We start from the raw sequence: 14569 nt of genomic DNA, 5'->3' as shown, positions 1-14569 counted from the left end.
TGCTGTTCGCAATATATGGCCTGTTTGATCCAGGGTTGGATCGACGGAAAGCGATTAAGTTGGGGAACAATCAGAGTGTATCATAGTTGGCTTGATCGTTGGGATGAACGGCGGGCGCGACGCGGTGAGGAAGGGAAGAAATCGACGGATTTCGCCCTTGACGCGGAACTCGCCTTTCCAGGTGCGAAGAAGATAACAAGTATCGAGGAATTCTGTGCCCTTGCGGACCAGGCCGTGGCTGATCCAGCCTTTTTCGATGACCCGAATGTGAGTGATCAGGGGTTTGAAAGGCTAGATGGGTGGCTCAAATTTCCATCGGACATTTCTACTGATGTCGAACAGAACAATGTCGTCTCGGCGAAAATCACAGAAAGCGGTTCGTTCGATCAGGCGATGGTGATTTTTCACCATTGGAATGCAAGCTCCCGGAATCGTCAGATCGCCAACTTTTTCTCGCAACGTGGCATCACGGTTGTCGAGATTGCTATGCCTTATCACTTCGAGCGCAGCCGTCCCGGCTCCGTGCACGCTGACTATATGCTTAGTCCTAATCTCGGTCGAACGATTCAATCTGTAAGGCAGGCAGTGTTGGATGGGCGAAAGCTCATACGTTGGTTGAAGATCGAAGGCTATCGAGAGATTTCAGTCCTCGGTATGAGCCTAGGCTCCTGGGTTGCGGGCGTGCTCGCGGCGCACGACTCGGCTGTGTCGAAAGCCTCGTTGTTTCTGACGGCGGGGAGTCTAGCGGATATGGTTTGGACGGGTCGCGCGACACGATTGATACGTGCTAGTCTCGAGCCTGAGATTAAGCTGACCGATCTCAGAAGGGCCTGGGGTCCACTTAACTTGGAGAATTACGCACATAGTTTCGCACGGCCTGATCTCGGTCTTCACGTTGTGTTGGCTAAGAGAGACAAAGTGGTGTTGCCAGAGCTATCGGAGAGGTTCTTGCAGAGGCTGAAGGACGCCGGAGCTAGGCCAAATATTTTGGAATTAAACTGTGGTCATTATTCGCTCGCCATGCCGCCATACATTTTGTTGGCCGGTTTGAGCTTGAAGCGGTTTCTGTCGTGTGCTGACAAGTCTGCCCGGCGAGCATGAGTTTGGCCTCGGCCGGTCAGTTACCAGCAAATTCTCCGGTGGGCATCACGACACGAAAGTGATGATCTGGGTCGCCCCCGACCGGAACCGACCCCTGGAATTGGCCGACAACGGCGCAGGCGTGACACCGGCAGTTGTCGTAAAGGCCACGACACCCTTCTACTCTACACTCTACACGCGCCGGCAATCACACCGGGCTAGGTTTGACGGCTTGTTCTCATGGCAGCCGACGATGACAGGGCGTATTATAGCCCTTTAGGAACACTCGTCAGGCGGCTAGGTGTCAGCTCCGCCAGGCGGGATCTTTTCGGAAAAGAGGAAGGTCGCTGGATCAAGTTTCAACGCCCTGGCGATCGCCGCAATCGTGTCCACGCTGATATTGCCGCTCGCGCGTTCCAGTTTCGTGAATGTCGCCTCTGCCACGCCGATGAGTTCGGCCATCTCATAGCGGTGCAAGGTACGTCGCTGTCGCTCAAAATCGATGACGCGCGCCAGCCGCTTGCGGATCGCATTGTCGTCCAACCGATGCGCCCACTCCGGAACTTTCTTGCCGCCGGCGAGCAGTGCTGCAAAAGACAGTTGCAAGCCGTTTGCCATGATCTGCAGCGTCGTCAATGTGACATTGTTTTTCTGACGAACGGTCTGGATGTAGGTTCGATAGGCCAGTTTTTCGCCCTCGGCGGTCCGAAACAGTTCGGCCATGTGCATATGGGATAGGCCGCGTCTGGCCCTCTCCCGCTCAAGCGTCTGTGCAATGTTGGCGCGCAACGGGTTGTTGACCACACCTCCGTCGTCTCGTTTCATAAATCGATGTAGTCGCACAAACCTGCCTTTTCGACCTGTCCTTTTTCGCGCGGATCATCCATAGTAAACTGTCAAATCTGCGGCGAGGAAAGGCTATGACCATACTCAAATTCCTACTAGGGGGTGCCGTCGCCATCGCGGGCGCCGCAGCTCTTCCATCCCAATCGAAAGCGTCGGAATGGGGCTGTCAGGTCCTCCTATGTCTTTCCGGCGACTGGCAGGGTACCCCCTCGTGCCACCCGCCAATTTACAAGTTGATTGCGGCGATGGAAGCCCCGGGTTTTGACTGGCCGACCTGTCCGCAAGCCAACTCCAGCGCCGCAAAGTTCGAGAAGTATGCGGATTGTCCCCCTGGCTGGCAAGCAGTTGGCGGCAACGACTCCGATCGACCCGGAATGGGGCAGGGACGCAACATGTGCCGCATCGCGTCCGACAGGCTCACGCTGCCCGTCACTTTCATGAATAGTCGCCTCGGCCAGAATCGTGAAGGATCTCGACAGGCCCAAATCGAATTCAACGGGAAGTTGGTGACGGCAGAAATCCAGAGCACGGGCAACGATAGAGGGCGTTCCGCCGGTAATGGTCCCACCTACTTTACCATCTCTCGGCCGATGCGAGAAAAACCCTGGTTCATCGAGTATGACGATGCGAACGGCATACGCCAGAAAAGCTGGTTCAATCTCAACATGCCATAGGCAAGGCGATCCACTCAGGACGGGTCGCTATGAGGGTGACAATTCAGGGAGGTTTGTAATGTTCAAGGTGCTTCTCCTGTCCACTGCGATTTTGAACACAGGCGTCGTGTTGACAGCGGCTGGTCAGAGCGACAAGCCGCGATCAAACGTGGACAATCCTATGTGGCCCGCTTCACTGAAATGGGACTGCAACACAGCTACCAAAATCGTGTGCGAGCGTGATGGCGGTTGCTCGGTGGCTGAGGACCACACGGGATTTGTGCTGAACTACGGCAGCAACGAAGCTGAGTTTCCGGCCAGCAATGTCAGGATCAAACGCCACTATCAACAGACCGTGCAGGGGAGCCCTTTGCAGCAGGAAGTTAAAGTTGAATTGGCCGACAATCGCGTTCTTTGGCTGACGGCCGTGGATGCCAGCCGCACTTATTCGCAAGCGTGGGTTGGCGCACTGAGCGAGTTGAAGGGTGGCGCGGTACTCATGGAATCCGAGGGCGTCTATTGCATGCCGCACAAGTGAGTGCGCCGGGAGGGGAGGCGAGCGAAGGCCGATATCGTCTCACTTGGGGCGTCGGCCCAGGCGGTTCAGAAGAGTTCATAGTCTCCCGCCAAGTCTTAAGCAGACGGCGAGGTGTGTTGATAGCATCAGTCTGTCGAAGTAAGCCGTATTGTTGCAACAATGAGGGCTTTTCATTCGATAACAACCGACAAGACTTGCAGAATTGGCCATTAACGCAGTCAAGTTCTCCAACAAATACTGACATTTACTGATGAAAGTCGCATAATCTATCTTATGGAACTTGCCGGCAGTTTCAGAAGTGTTGCAATCTCAGGCCGCGAGCGTATCTGCGCATCGGCTTCCGTTCTTCCGGAGGAAGACTGCTTCGTCGACGCATTCGCAGCGTTGAATGAGGTGGTTGCGGGCCGCGAAGCGGAGCTCCTCAATAGAGGAGCGTAGCGGCCCGTAAACACCGCTTGGCTGGGGAAATTGCAACATGCGTGTGTCTTTCGTCGCAGTTTGAAGTTACCTTCGAGGCATGCCGTGTTTGAAGCTCCGCCATCCATCGCTGCCTCCGTCGTTGGCTACCTGGGTCCTGACGGACCACCACGGCCGGCCGCGCTATTGGCCGACGATCTGGGTGGAAATGGTCCACGCGCGCGCTTCCAGTCGAACCCAGCAGGTGCATCTTGGCGCTCTCAACCGCCTCTATGCGTCGGCTGCGGCGCAGCTAGGAACGGATCGGCTGGATAATGTCCTCGCAGCGGGCGACCTCGATGCTCTTGAGGACGTGCTGGCTGGCTTCCTCGGCAAGCTGCGCAATGATGGATTGATCTCCGGAGCGGACCGATCGGGTGCCTGGCGGACAGCGGTCAGGTTCGTCGGCGACATTTTGCGGTTGCGCGGCGGTTCGTCGGCCGCAGAGGTACCTGAACTCGAAGCAGGGTTGCGACGCCTTGAGCGCCTGTATGGGCAGCTGAGCCCCACGCCTCCGTCGACCAGGACTCCGCTCAGGGCACTTCCAGCCCTTGTGATCGAGGATCTTTGGGACCAGTTCGATCCGACCTCGCCGCGCAATCCATTCCGTAGCGCCTCGCTTCGATGGCGCAACCTTCTGATCTTCCTGCTCCTACTGCATTTGGGATTACGTCGCGGAGAGGTAGGACTTCTCCCGGCAAATGCGATCAAGGACGAGTTCGATCCGGTAACCGGTGAGGATCGCTACTGGATCAATGTCGAACCGAGCCCCGACTTCGATCCCCGTTATGAAGCGCCTGGGCTGAAGACGGAAACAGCTCGCCGGCAGTTGCCGGTCTCCCACGAGATCCTGAAGGTTCATGACATCTACGTCCGGAATTATCGGGCCAAGGGGCGCCATCCTTTTCTGATCACGTCCCAGCAGACACGTCCGTTGTCGCTTCGGGCGTTCGGCTACGTCTTCGAGACCATCACGGCGAACCTGACCAGTCCTGCCCGGCGCGCGCTGGAAAACCGGCGCCTGGACAGCGTATCGGCCCATGATCTGCGGCACACCGCGGCAGTGCTGCGACTTCATCGCTACGTCGAGGCAGGAAACGATCTGCCAACGGCCATCGAGAAGCTGCGCGTGTTCTTCGGCTGGGCTCACGGCTCGGAAATGCCACGGCTCTACGCCCGCGCCTATTTTGAGCCGACGCTGGCGGATGTCTGGAACGACAGCTTCGATCGCTTTGTCGATACCCTGCGTCAGGTGGAGGGAGTTGGCCCCTCATGATATCCAGAGCAGCCAGCGATCCACAGTTGGAGTTGACGAATCTCCAGGCGGCCTGCGCATCTCTGCCAGCCCTCCCCTCGGTCATCCGCTACTTCGACGACTACGATGAAAAGTACCGATCGATCAAAGCGCCCGAGAAGCATTCCATCTGGACGCTAGTGCTGGATGGCCGCAGCCAGAATCTCGACTGCCGCCTAATGGGCAAGCACTACGTACCGCTGCTGAAGCATGTGTATGCCATCTGGATGGCGTCCGTCGATCCTACCACGGTGATGACGCGATCCGTAAACCTGAAGAGCCATGTCGCTCGGTCTGGAACGACGGTGATCGACGCCATGATGACCAGGACGCCTGATGCATATCGGCGCTTTTGGATCGAGAAGGTGGCGCCGACCGTATCCCATTGGGAGGCCGTAGCGTTGCGTGCCATACTGCATTCATTATGCGACCTCAAGATAGGTTCATGGTCTGTAGATCTTCATCCGTATGTTCGCCGGCTCGAGGGAGCGCGGCAGGACAGGTTCCGAACGGTTCGAACCGGCGAGTGCTTCGTGCCGCTCGACCACCAGGCGTTGATCGTCGACTATCTGGATGACCTGACGGCGAGACTTGCCGATCATTCGGAAGGCATCGACGATATCGAGCTCCGCAACGCCTGCGCCGCTACCATCAGCTTCCAATATGGGTTCCGGCCCGGGCAGATTGCGCGCCTTCGGATAGCTGACGTGCGGCTGCACATCACCGGAGCTGTCCACCTCTCGCTACAGTTGGCCAAGCGCTCCGCTCCTGCACGGCATCGCGTGACGCGGCGTATCAAACGCGAATGGTGCCCGCTGTTTGCTGCTTATTATCATCGCCGTATCGCTGATGGCGGCCGCGGCCTACTGAAAGGGAGTGCCCCGCGGGACTCCTTCCTCGGCCTCGACCCTCATGCCATGAGCACGATGGTTCGAGAGTTCATGGCGGACATTGCCGGGAAAGCCTGGACCGCGACGGATTTGAGACACACATCCGCGCAGCGCCTCGTTGACGCTGGATCATCCCATATCGGCGTGTCGGAGTTCTTGGGCCATGCCAGCCTAAAAACCGCCAACGTCTACTTCGAGACCTCGCCTACGCAGGCAAAACGGGTGAACGAGGCGCTAGCGATATCGCCGATCTATGCATCTGTCGCCGAAGTTGCGCGCACGAAGACCATCGACATCGAGGCCCTGCTCGGCATGCCGTCCGACCATCAGATCGGCGGCGTGCCCCACGGCATCCCGATCGCCGGGATTGGTGCCTGCTCGTCCGGGCAGAGCTTGTGTTCCCGCAACCCGGTCTTGTCCTGCTATACGTGCCGTCGCTTCATGCCGCTGCGCGATGCGGGGGTTCATAACCGCGTCGTGGAAAGCCTTCGCCCAGTCGTTGTGGAGTTCGAGAGCGCCTCGCGGGGAAACACGACATCGCCGGCGTTCTCCCAGCTTCGTAGGACCCTTGATGCGGCCAGAAGAGTAGCCGCCGATATCGAGGCCGACGAAGGGCGGCGGCATGAATAGCTACTTCGCCTCCTTCATCAGCACGGCGATGGCGGTTGCCGCCGAACACAAGCTGAAATGGCCGACTGCCTGCGACGAGGAAGGGCGGCTTTACTATCATGACAGGTGGAATCTGACGGCTGCCGTCGGTATGTCGCCTCCCCCCACAATCTGGCTCTCGCATATCGGCTATGACCGGCGCGGCTTGAATATTCTGAACGATCTCCGCCGACAGCAAAACCTCGCTGCGGTTCCTGTTCATCCCTTGCCGTCCCATTGGCGTGACCTCTATGTCGCAACCGTGGTCAACGAGGTCTTCATCAAGGGTCGGAAGCCGCACGGCGCCTTGGGAAATGTCGCCCGATGGATCAAGCTGCTCGCTGCGGCCGCCTATCCCGCCGATCCTTGGCAAATCGATGGTGAGCAGGTCCGGATGGGCTACAACGCGGCACTGTTGCTCAGTCAGTCGGGCAAACTGGCTTCGAACTATCAAATGGCCGTCAGACTCGTCATTGACGGACATCATCTTGCTGACCGCCCCGGCCTGGCACGCAGTTGCCTGCCCCTAACCACAGTCGAGGCACAAGCGGCGCAGGCGCAGGTGGACGCCGAGCGCAAGCGAGTAAACGGCCATGTCCGCGTCGAAAAGCTCCGGCAGGAGCTGTCGGAGCGCAAGGGATCCCAGCGGTTGCCGGAAGACAAAGCATTCTGGGAACTGGTGCGTATCGTGTTCACGGTCGAGCCCGCGACGTTCTCCGACGCTATCCGCTTCGAGATCCTGAAGATCGCATTGGTGACCGGCTTGCGCGCCGGCGAACTCGCCTCGCTTCCGGCCGATTGTCTGAGGTGGCGGGAGTATCACGATGCCGATGGCCAACCCGCGGACCGCAAATGCGGCATTGGTCGATCCCTGATGTTGCGGCACTTTGCAGAGAAGCAGCCCGAGGGCCGCCGGCAGAGCGAGATGGTCCTCTACGAGGCGGCGCAGCATATCCCGCCAATGTTCGAGGACGTCGTCGTTGAAGCCGTCGAGCGCGTTCGCCTGATCACGGAGCCGATGCGCAAAAGGTTGCGGGCGCAAACTGCAAGCAACCGTCTGCTGCCGGAATATCGCCCTCACGATCTCGTGCCCGCACACGAAGCGTATGTGCGGATATCCGGCTCGGCCATGTTTTCGAATCTGGAGCTGCCGCCCGATCTGCTCGGACGCTATCGTGCAAGCTACGACCCTGCCGTCGTCGAGGAAATCTGGCGCTATCAGATGGATCGCATCAACGATCTCCGCTTCATCCCTGCTGTGCAGTACTGGAGTAAATACCGATCGAAGGGAATAATCGCTTTGCGTGATCGCGATGGCATCCCGATCCATGGAAATGCCACATGGCCGGATGTCTATCTACGTGCGGGTGAGCTCGAACATCTGATCCACAAGCACATGCCGACGAAGGTGCCCGACGGCACGCCGCAAAGGCTCGCTTCCGGACAACTTCTACAGGCTCATGACCATCTGTTCCTCATGCCGGTGCGGGGCCTGGTCGAAGGACGCAATGGCGGCATCGTCGACACCACGCGATACTTCGCTGCCGGTCGGATATCGGTGGAGGACATCATCGACGCCGTCAGCGCTGCCCAGGGGATCTCTGTCTTCCAACGCTATGGCGAGACCCCGGAGGATCGCGCTCTTGGCCTCGACCCTCATCATCTTCGCCATGTGCAAAACACAGAGTTGTTCCGGCTCGGTGTATCCGACGCGATCATCACCAAGCGCTTCAATCGCCGCAGCGTGAAGCAAAGCCACGAGTACGATCATCGGTCTTTGCTGGAGGACCTCGACAGTATCGCCCTCCCCGATGTTCCAACCGACGCGCTCGGGCCAAGCGCCCGCCAGACGCTCGGAATGATCCTGGCCGGAAAGGTGGAAGGTCCGATCGTCGAAGAGTTCCGTCAAATCCAGAGCCGCGAGGGCGATGAGGCTGCGTTCTCCTATCTCGAGGCGGAAGCGGACGGGCTCCACGTCACACCTTACGGCTTCTGTCTCAACTCATTCACGGTCGATCCCTGCCCGAAGCATTTGGAATGCTTCAACGGATGCAGGCATCTGACGCGCACCGAGATCGATGCCGAGCGTCGTGCCCTGGAAACCCTGCGGGAGCGGATGCAGCGCACGGTCGATCAGATTCTGGCGACGGCCGAGCCTCACCGATCGATCGGATGGCAGAACCAATTCACCCATGCCCGTACGCGCCTCGAAAACATTGAGCGCACGCTGATGACGACACCGGGCGAACGGCCCTTCCCTTCCGGAGCGGACCTGTCACGACCGCTGCCACAGCGATCACCCGCGACCATCCTCAACGCCACCGGTCTTCCAAGAGGTTCCGATGACTGACCGCGTCGATGAACTTGGGCGCATTCTGGAGAGGATGCTTACCGAGAACCAACCCATCACGGCGCGCGCCGTCGTGCGGGCGAGTGACGGCCTCTTCCGCCACGCGAGCGACGTGACGCGGCATCCAGGTCGACGAAAGCTTCTGGAGGAGTTCGCGGCAAGGCAGTCCCTGATCCTGAACGCGATCGAATCATCGTCGCGGAAATCGAAGAGCGCACTCGAACATGCGTTGGCCACGAAGCAGCGGCAAATTGAGGAACTGACTGCGCAACGCGACCTTCTCGTCGCCTCGCATCGCGCCGCCATTCTGTCGGTGACAGAGTTGGGCGGATATCCGGTCTGGAAGCGGTTCTTTGACGGCTACGGGGAGGTCATCACAAGACTAACTGAGATGGGTGCCCTGCCTTCCAAAGTCGACAACAACACTCCATCCTGATTGCAACGATCGTCGGGAAAACATCACTGCAACGCTCATCCAACAGGTCCGGCGCAAAAATCCACTAAAGTATTGTAAACATGTGTGATTCTCGCGGGCAGAGAATGCAACAAAGTGCGAACCTGCCTACATTGGAACTTAGAGGCAGTTGATAATTGTTTGTAAATTAATTCAGCGAGTTACCCGAGCAACCGAACGTCTAGCTCAAAAGGTTCGATTCGCTCGATCCTGATTGCCGCTGCCGCGGGATGGCGATGATTGACGATCACGTTCCAATCCGGACTGTCGGCCACCGGAACGATCGCCGACGGAACGAACAGAAGCGCGTGTTCAAGCCCCGCCAGCCAATCATCTCCCAATCGCTGCGTATCGCCCTCTCTGCGCCGCCAATCATCAGGCAGATCGGACAAGATTCGGTGCGCGACTGGCGTCGCGTCGGGCACGTCATAGATCACCATGGCAAGCGCCGGCAGCAACGACGGATCTTCGACGTGGACAAGCTTTTCAAGGACGCACAAGGACGGCGACGTGGCCGTATAAGTCACCGGGTGGCCAACGGTGTTCCAACGCCCGTTGAACAACAATCCGTAGCCCCCATCCATAGCTTCCGCGAATTGCAGGCTTGAAAGTCGCCACAGCCGCATCAGGCGGCAGCACCCCAGGCAATCTTGCCAAGGATGGTTTCAATGACGCGTGTGCCCGCCTCGGTCCGCGCCACGGTCAGCGGGGCTTCGCCGCCCAGCTCTGCTAGTTCCTTGCGCAGCCAACGGTTCGCCTTGCCGCGATCTCCGAAGGTTTCTTCCGCAAGCGACTGGATGCGGGCGAGCCGCACGGCTCGGTCGGATTCCTCGACCGTCAGAGGCTCGTTCTTCTCCGCGCGATGCCTGCGCGTACGTTGCGGAATGACGAAGCGCTCAATCTCCTGCTCACTGAGGCCAGCAAGAGACAGGCCCTTCAGCGTCGCGAGCGGAAGCCGGCGGCGCACCATCATCGCGAGGTCCGCTTGCGACCGGACATCAGCTCCCAGCACTGCGGCGCCGCCGAGTTTGCGTGCAACGTCGTCAATGAGTGCGACAGGGGTGCTCATCTTTGGTCTCCGGCAGTCTGCCGAGATATTTAAGGCATCTTGCCAAAAAATGCAAGGCACATCCAGCAGATCGTCTCAGGGTTGGTGCATCGATCGGAGTGCGAACGGATTTCGGTCTTTGATTGGCTATGCCGAGGCTGCCGTGTACCGGACAGACTTCGGGCGAGCGCATGCCATCATGCGATTGAGGACGGCACAACCAAAGGCGACTTCGGTTTGCTGGGTTCGGAACGATCTTGCCCGCAGCCGGCGACCGGTGATGATGGATTTGTAGCGGCCGATCGCGGTCTCAACGAGCGAGCGCTTGCCGTAGCTGGTCGCAGCCTGCCATTTCATCCGGCCGTCGGTGTTGATCGCCGCTATATGCCGGTCCCGCTGGCTGGGAGGTTCGGCATCTGTCCGCTCGATTGCGTTTGCGCGCGGCGGAATGACGACCATTGCACTGTCGCAATGGTTGGTGACGGCCTTGTAGGTTGGCGTGCCGTCATAGGCGCCATCGGCCGTGAACTGGCCGATCGACACATCGATCTGGTCGAGCAGCGGCTCCACCTGCGGGCATCCCCGGTGTCCTGATCGGTCATGACGTGAGCAATGATTTCCCCGCTGTCGGCATCCAGCGCCAGATGCAGCTTTCGCCAGCTTCGCCGCGATCTGGCGCCGTGCTTCTCCTCCAGCCACTGCCCGGCGCCATGGATTTCGAGCCCGGTGCTGTCGATGAGGACATGTACGGGTCCGTCTTCTGGAAACCGGCGACCTTGCCGCCTGTCAGGCAATCGCGAGATGCCTGCCCGACGGCTCAGCGTCGTGTGATCGGGGACGGCGAGATCCATTCCCATCAACTGCAGCACCGATGCCAGCAAGCCCTCAGTCTGGCGCAGTCGCAGGCCGAACACCAGGCCCAGCGTCAGAGCAGTTTCAATCGCCAGATCGGAGTATCGCGGCTGGCCGCCGCGGGTCGTCCGCTTCGGCGCTCGCCAAGACGACAAGGCTTCCGGCGTGAGCTAGCTGCCCCAATCAGAGAAGACTCTGAGTGATCGAACGGGATTGCGAACACCGCTGTCCCTGTCTCGGCGAGCGTTTCGAAAAGCCAGCGTTATGAATTCGTGGGATGGGTGAACCGTCCAGAAACCAGGACCAGGTCGGAAGAGGTCGCCTTCGCGCCACCTTCAGACTATATGTCGCCGGGTCGCCCTGCCAAACGCGTATTGCTCCCCGGCCAGATTCTGCGGCCCGGACCGCGACTCGTTGAACAGGAGGTTTTGGGGCTACGCCGCCTGCCAGACTGGTGCTAGGCCGCAGCCCCGCGCGGCCTCGCCAAATCGTTCGTACCCTCTGGATCCGGCGCTTGGCCATAGCTCATCTTACGCATTTGCTCGATCACCCGCGCCATCTCCTCGTCGGAGAGAACCGGCGGCTCGCCAAGCGCAAGCGTCTGGACATACATGCGAGACAGGGTTTCGACCTCGTTCGCCAGCCACAATGCCGCTTCCAGAGTCTTGCCAAGGGAAATCTGCCCGTGCTGGCCTAGGAGGCAAGCGAAGCGATCCTTGAGTGCAATCAGGGCATTGTCGGACAATGCCTGCGTGCCAAAGGTCGCGTAGGCCGCGCAGCGGATGGTCGTCCCGCCCGCCACTCCTGCCATATAGTGAAAGCTCGGGATCGTCTTGTGATGGCAGGCCAGCGTCGTGGCATAGAGTGAGTGACAATGCAGCACGACGTTGATCTCCTGCCGCTCCCGCAAAATGTCGCGATGGAAGCGCCACTCCGAGGAGGGCCGTCGGCCGGCATAGGTGCCGTCAAAGTCCATGTCCACAATGTCTTCGGGGGTCATCGTTTCGTAAGGAAGCGACGAGGGCGTGATCAGGAAACCCTTGCTGGTGCGCACCGACAGGTTGCCTGCATTGCCCTGGTTGATACCGCTGGAGTTCATCCGGCGGCAAACGTCCACCATCTCGCGGCGCAATGCGCTGTCATCAGTCATCGATCGTTCCTTTTGCTGGTCTTGCCCTGTAGAAGTTGTTTTGCTTCGCCAATTCGCGCCACCGCAGCGCATAGGCCGCGAGCGCCTCACGATCGCCGGCATAGGCGGCGGGAAGGCTGAGCTCGATCGGAGCCGGCGCGTGACGGGTTTCATGTTCGACAAGTAAAGCGGCGCCCGAAGCCGTGCCGTAGGAGTCCAGGTTGTAGACCGTTTGGGCTGTTGGGCGCAGCGCGGCAACCAAGGTGGCGTAGAGCGGGTCCCGCAGGAAGGTACCATCCAATGCGACCAGCCCGCTTTCGTTCAACGCATCGATACATTCCACCGTCAGCAGCGCCGCATAGAGCACCGCGAGCGCCTTGCGCTTCGCAGGGGTTTCTGCTGACGGCCCTTCAAACCGGCCGCGCCCAGCGCTGCCGGGAAAGAGGCCATCATCGTCGCCGAAGGACGGCAACGCAAAGGTGCCCCGTTCTGTGAACAAGCTGACCAGCGCGGCGTCGGCCGCCTCTCCCTCTTGTCCGTGCCCTGCCACATGACTGAACTCTCGTCCGCCCATGGTCAAAACGCCGCCGACCGGGCGTCCTGTCACGTCGCTGTTCAGCACCATTGCGCGGTTTTCGTCGAGTGCGTCGAGAGGTGTAGCCGCGCACATTCCGACAATCCAAGTTCCGGTAGAGATCACGCAGGCATCGGGCATGCCTGCTGCCTGATAGCGGTAAAGATTGAGGCTACTGTCGTGGCCGCCAGTCAGGACAGACAGCTTTTCCGGTATGCCGTACCGGCGCGCTAGATCCGGCCGGATTGGCCCCAGCGTTTTCCAGGCCGGATGCAATGGTGGCATGAGGCGGCTCCAGCCCTGCCCCTCTACGATGGGCGTCCACTCCTTGCGCACATTGTTCCATAGATGTGACTGCGCCGAGAGGACCGTCGTTTCGGCCGATGGCACGGCTGAAAGCCGCCAAGCCCAATATTGCGGCAAGCCCAGATACCAACGGGCCTGGGCGACGCGCTCCGGTTCAGCCTGTTGCATCCAGTACAGCTGGCGAGCCTGATGGGCAGCCTTCAGCATGATTGTGCTGCCGCGATCTAAGAAATCGCCCGAAAGCGGCGCGTAGCCATCGAGAATTGCAGGCGGCGGATCCTGCTCATAGTCGATCATCGGCAAGGCGGAGGTGTCGTCCGGATCTGCGTTCACCAAAACCCCGGCGGAGCCGTGTCCGGTGGTGACCACCTTTTCCACCGGATGGTGTCGGCACAAGCTGGCAAGCGAGCCGAACAGCCAGTCGCTAATGCCCTTGAGGTCGTGGTGCCGCCAAGGTGGACCGGGCCGCACCTCGTTGCGGACAGAGAGGCTCTCCGCAAGCACGCCGTCGAACGTCATCGCAGACAGTTTTATGTTGGTCTTACCGACGTCGAAGACGGCGATCCGCGCGCCGTCCGCCTTCCGCCCGTCATCCATTGGGTCGGATCAGACCGTATTGGCGAGCCTTGTTGCGCAGGAATGGCAAGCCATTGCCCATTACTTCGGCCTCGTCTTTGGCGACTGGCCGCCAGACGGAGAGGCCGTAGGAGACTTCCGGCGGCATGTTGATGAAGCTTTCCATGGCAAGTCCGCCCTTGAAGCCGATCGCCGCGAGCGTTGCGTAGATCTCGTCCCAGGGGCAGTTGCCGGTGCCCGGGGTGCCGCGATCGCTCTCTGACAAGTGAATATATTTCAGGTGCTCGCGAGCGGCCAGAATACCATTGGCGGCCCCCTTCTCCTCTATGTTCATATGATAGGTGTCGAGATGGACAAAGATGTTGTCGGCGCCGACTTTCTCGAGCATCCAGACGGCCTGCGCGCCGGTATTTATCAGGTGATTCTCGTAGCGGTTCACCGCCTCGATTCCGAGCTCTATGCCGCGCGTCTTGGCATGCTTGGCGGCGACGGTCAGCACATGCGCGATGTTGTCGTATTCCTTTTCGGTAGGTGGTACGCCGGTGCGTTCGCCAATACCGCCGAAAATGACGCCGGAAAGCGCGAGCGCGCCCATTTCCGCAGTCTTGTCGATGGCCACTTCGAGATGTTCGATGGCGGCATCCGGCCGCACCGAGGCCCAGGCCGGCTCCGGCAGGCCAAGCGAGCAAACGGCAGAAAGATTGTGCTTTTCGAGCAAGGCGCGTGTATGCGCGGCATCGACGGCCGGCGCGTTCAGAAGCGCGATCTCGATAAAATCCATGCCATATTTGACGGAAGCCGAGATCGCCTTCTCCGCGCCGGCCCGGTCCCAGTTCATCGTCCACATCGAGGTGTGGACCCCAAAACCATGCATC

The 14569-nt window shown here is 59.7% G+C and carries 13 protein-coding genes and 1 pseudogene; 7 read left to right on the top strand and 7 right to left on the bottom strand.

The annotated features are described in order from the left end of the window. Positions 1–75 precede the first annotated feature (75 nt). Positions 76–1101, top strand: a complete 1026-nt coding sequence (locus MESS2_RS29725) for an RcgR family putative quorum lactone hydrolase (protein ID WP_008878414.1) — start codon at positions 76–78, stop codon at positions 1099–1101. A 276-nt stretch (positions 1102–1377) separates the two neighbouring features. Here the strand turns inward: MESS2_RS29725 and MESS2_RS29720 are convergent, their stop codons facing one another. Then, the gene (locus MESS2_RS29720; RefSeq protein WP_008878412.1) at positions 1378–1905 is read right to left on the bottom strand and encodes a helix-turn-helix domain-containing protein; all 528 of its coding nucleotides are present in this window, start codon (positions 1903–1905) and stop codon (positions 1378–1380) included. Positions 1906–2000: 95 nt separating this feature from the next. On the opposite strand from MESS2_RS29720, the gene MESS2_RS29715 reads away from it, so the two are divergent. From MESS2_RS29715 to MESS2_RS29690, 6 genes are all read left to right on the top strand, one after another. Further along, positions 2001–2600 (top strand): hypothetical protein, encoded by a 600-nt coding sequence (locus MESS2_RS29715; protein WP_008878411.1) that lies wholly within the window; start codon positions 2001–2003, stop codon positions 2598–2600. 58 nt (positions 2601–2658) lie between these two features. Next, entirely contained in the window at positions 2659–3117 is a 459-nt protein-coding gene (locus MESS2_RS29710) for a hypothetical protein (RefSeq protein ID WP_008878410.1), read from the top strand. Between the two features lie 526 nt (positions 3118–3643). Then, positions 3644–4849, top strand: a complete 1206-nt coding sequence (locus tag MESS2_RS29705; RefSeq protein WP_008878408.1) for a site-specific integrase — start codon at positions 3644–3646, stop codon at positions 4847–4849. Further along, the gene (locus MESS2_RS29700; protein WP_008878407.1) at positions 4846–6387 is read left to right on the top strand and encodes a site-specific integrase; all 1542 of its coding nucleotides are present in this window, start codon (positions 4846–4848) and stop codon (positions 6385–6387) included. Before MESS2_RS29705 ends, MESS2_RS29700 begins: the two co-directional genes overlap by 4 nt. Next, entirely contained in the window at positions 6380–8755 is a 2376-nt protein-coding gene (locus tag MESS2_RS29695) for a hypothetical protein (protein WP_008878406.1), read from the top strand. The genes MESS2_RS29700 and MESS2_RS29695 overlap by 8 nt, the downstream gene beginning before the upstream one ends. Next, a complete protein-coding gene (locus MESS2_RS29690) occupies positions 8748–9191 on the top strand; it encodes a hypothetical protein (protein ID WP_008878405.1) in 444 nt (147 codons plus the stop codon). Before MESS2_RS29695 ends, MESS2_RS29690 begins: the two co-directional genes overlap by 8 nt. Positions 9192–9370: 179 nt before the next feature. On the opposite strand, the gene MESS2_RS29685 is transcribed toward MESS2_RS29690, so the two are convergent. The 6 genes and pseudogenes from MESS2_RS29685 to MESS2_RS29660 form a co-directional block, all read right to left on the bottom strand. After that, the gene (locus MESS2_RS29685) at positions 9371–9835 is read right to left on the bottom strand and encodes an RES family NAD+ phosphorylase (protein WP_040594421.1); all 465 of its coding nucleotides are present in this window, start codon (positions 9833–9835) and stop codon (positions 9371–9373) included. After that, complete coding sequence (gene parS, locus MESS2_RS29680) at positions 9835–10278, bottom strand: type II RES/Xre toxin-antitoxin system antitoxin (RefSeq protein WP_008878403.1); 444 nt, start codon at positions 10276–10278, stop codon at positions 9835–9837. Before parS ends, MESS2_RS29685 begins: the two co-directional genes overlap by 1 nt. A 126-nt stretch (positions 10279–10404) precedes the next feature. Then, a pseudogene (locus MESS2_RS31860) lies at positions 10405–11279 on the bottom strand (IS5 family transposase); the annotation flags it as partial. Positions 11280–11566: 287 nt separating this feature from the next. Beyond that, a complete protein-coding gene (locus tag MESS2_RS29670) occupies positions 11567–12259 on the bottom strand; it encodes a class II aldolase/adducin family protein (RefSeq protein ID WP_040594419.1) in 693 nt (230 codons plus the stop codon). Then, positions 12252–13715 carry an FGGY family carbohydrate kinase gene (locus MESS2_RS29665; protein WP_008878399.1) on the bottom strand — a complete coding sequence of 488 codons (1464 nt, stop codon included), beginning with the start codon at positions 13713–13715 and terminating at the stop codon, positions 12252–12254. The genes MESS2_RS29670 and MESS2_RS29665 overlap by 8 nt, the downstream gene beginning before the upstream one ends. Then, positions 13708–14568, bottom strand: coding sequence for a sugar phosphate isomerase/epimerase family protein (locus MESS2_RS29660; protein WP_040594417.1), 861 nt, complete (start codon positions 14566–14568; stop codon positions 13708–13710). The genes MESS2_RS29665 and MESS2_RS29660 overlap by 8 nt, the downstream gene beginning before the upstream one ends. Position 14569: the final 1 nt, after the last annotated feature.

Source organism: Mesorhizobium metallidurans STM 2683 (assembly GCF_000350085.1).
Lineage (GTDB): Bacteria > Pseudomonadota > Alphaproteobacteria > Rhizobiales > Rhizobiaceae > Mesorhizobium > Mesorhizobium metallidurans.
This window is presented reverse-complemented; position numbering and strand designations above follow the sequence as displayed.

What these genes read in the sequence shown, in the direction of transcription:
- MESS2_RS29710 (WP_008878410.1), top strand. Translation starts at nt 2,659, where the DNA reads ATGTTCAAGGTGCTTCTCCTGTCCACTGCGATTTTGAACACAGGCGTC.
- MESS2_RS29665 (WP_008878399.1), bottom strand. Translation starts at nt 13,715, where the DNA reads ATGGATGACGGGCGGAAGGCGGACGGCGCGCGGATCGCCGTCTTCGAC.
- MESS2_RS29690 (WP_008878405.1), top strand. Translation starts at nt 8,748, where the DNA reads ATGACTGACCGCGTCGATGAACTTGGGCGCATTCTGGAGAGGATGCTT.
- MESS2_RS29670 (WP_040594419.1), bottom strand. Translation starts at nt 12,259, where the DNA reads ATGACTGATGACAGCGCATTGCGCCGCGAGATGGTGGACGTTTGCCGC.
- MESS2_RS29715 (WP_008878411.1), top strand. Translation starts at nt 2,001, where the DNA reads ATGACCATACTCAAATTCCTACTAGGGGGTGCCGTCGCCATCGCGGGC.
- MESS2_RS29700 (WP_008878407.1), top strand. Translation starts at nt 4,846, where the DNA reads ATGATATCCAGAGCAGCCAGCGATCCACAGTTGGAGTTGACGAATCTC.
- parS (WP_008878403.1), bottom strand. Translation starts at nt 10,278, where the DNA reads ATGAGCACCCCTGTCGCACTCATTGACGACGTTGCACGCAAACTCGGC.
- MESS2_RS29660 (WP_040594417.1), bottom strand. Translation starts at nt 14,568, where the DNA reads ATGCATGGTTTTGGGGTCCACACCTCGATGTGGACGATGAACTGGGAC.
- MESS2_RS29685 (WP_040594421.1), bottom strand. Translation starts at nt 9,835, where the DNA reads ATGCGGCTGTGGCGACTTTCAAGCCTGCAATTCGCGGAAGCTATGGAT.
- MESS2_RS29720 (WP_008878412.1), bottom strand. Translation starts at nt 1,905, where the DNA reads ATGAAACGAGACGACGGAGGTGTGGTCAACAACCCGTTGCGCGCCAAC.
- MESS2_RS29695 (WP_008878406.1), top strand. Translation starts at nt 6,380, where the DNA reads ATGAATAGCTACTTCGCCTCCTTCATCAGCACGGCGATGGCGGTTGCC.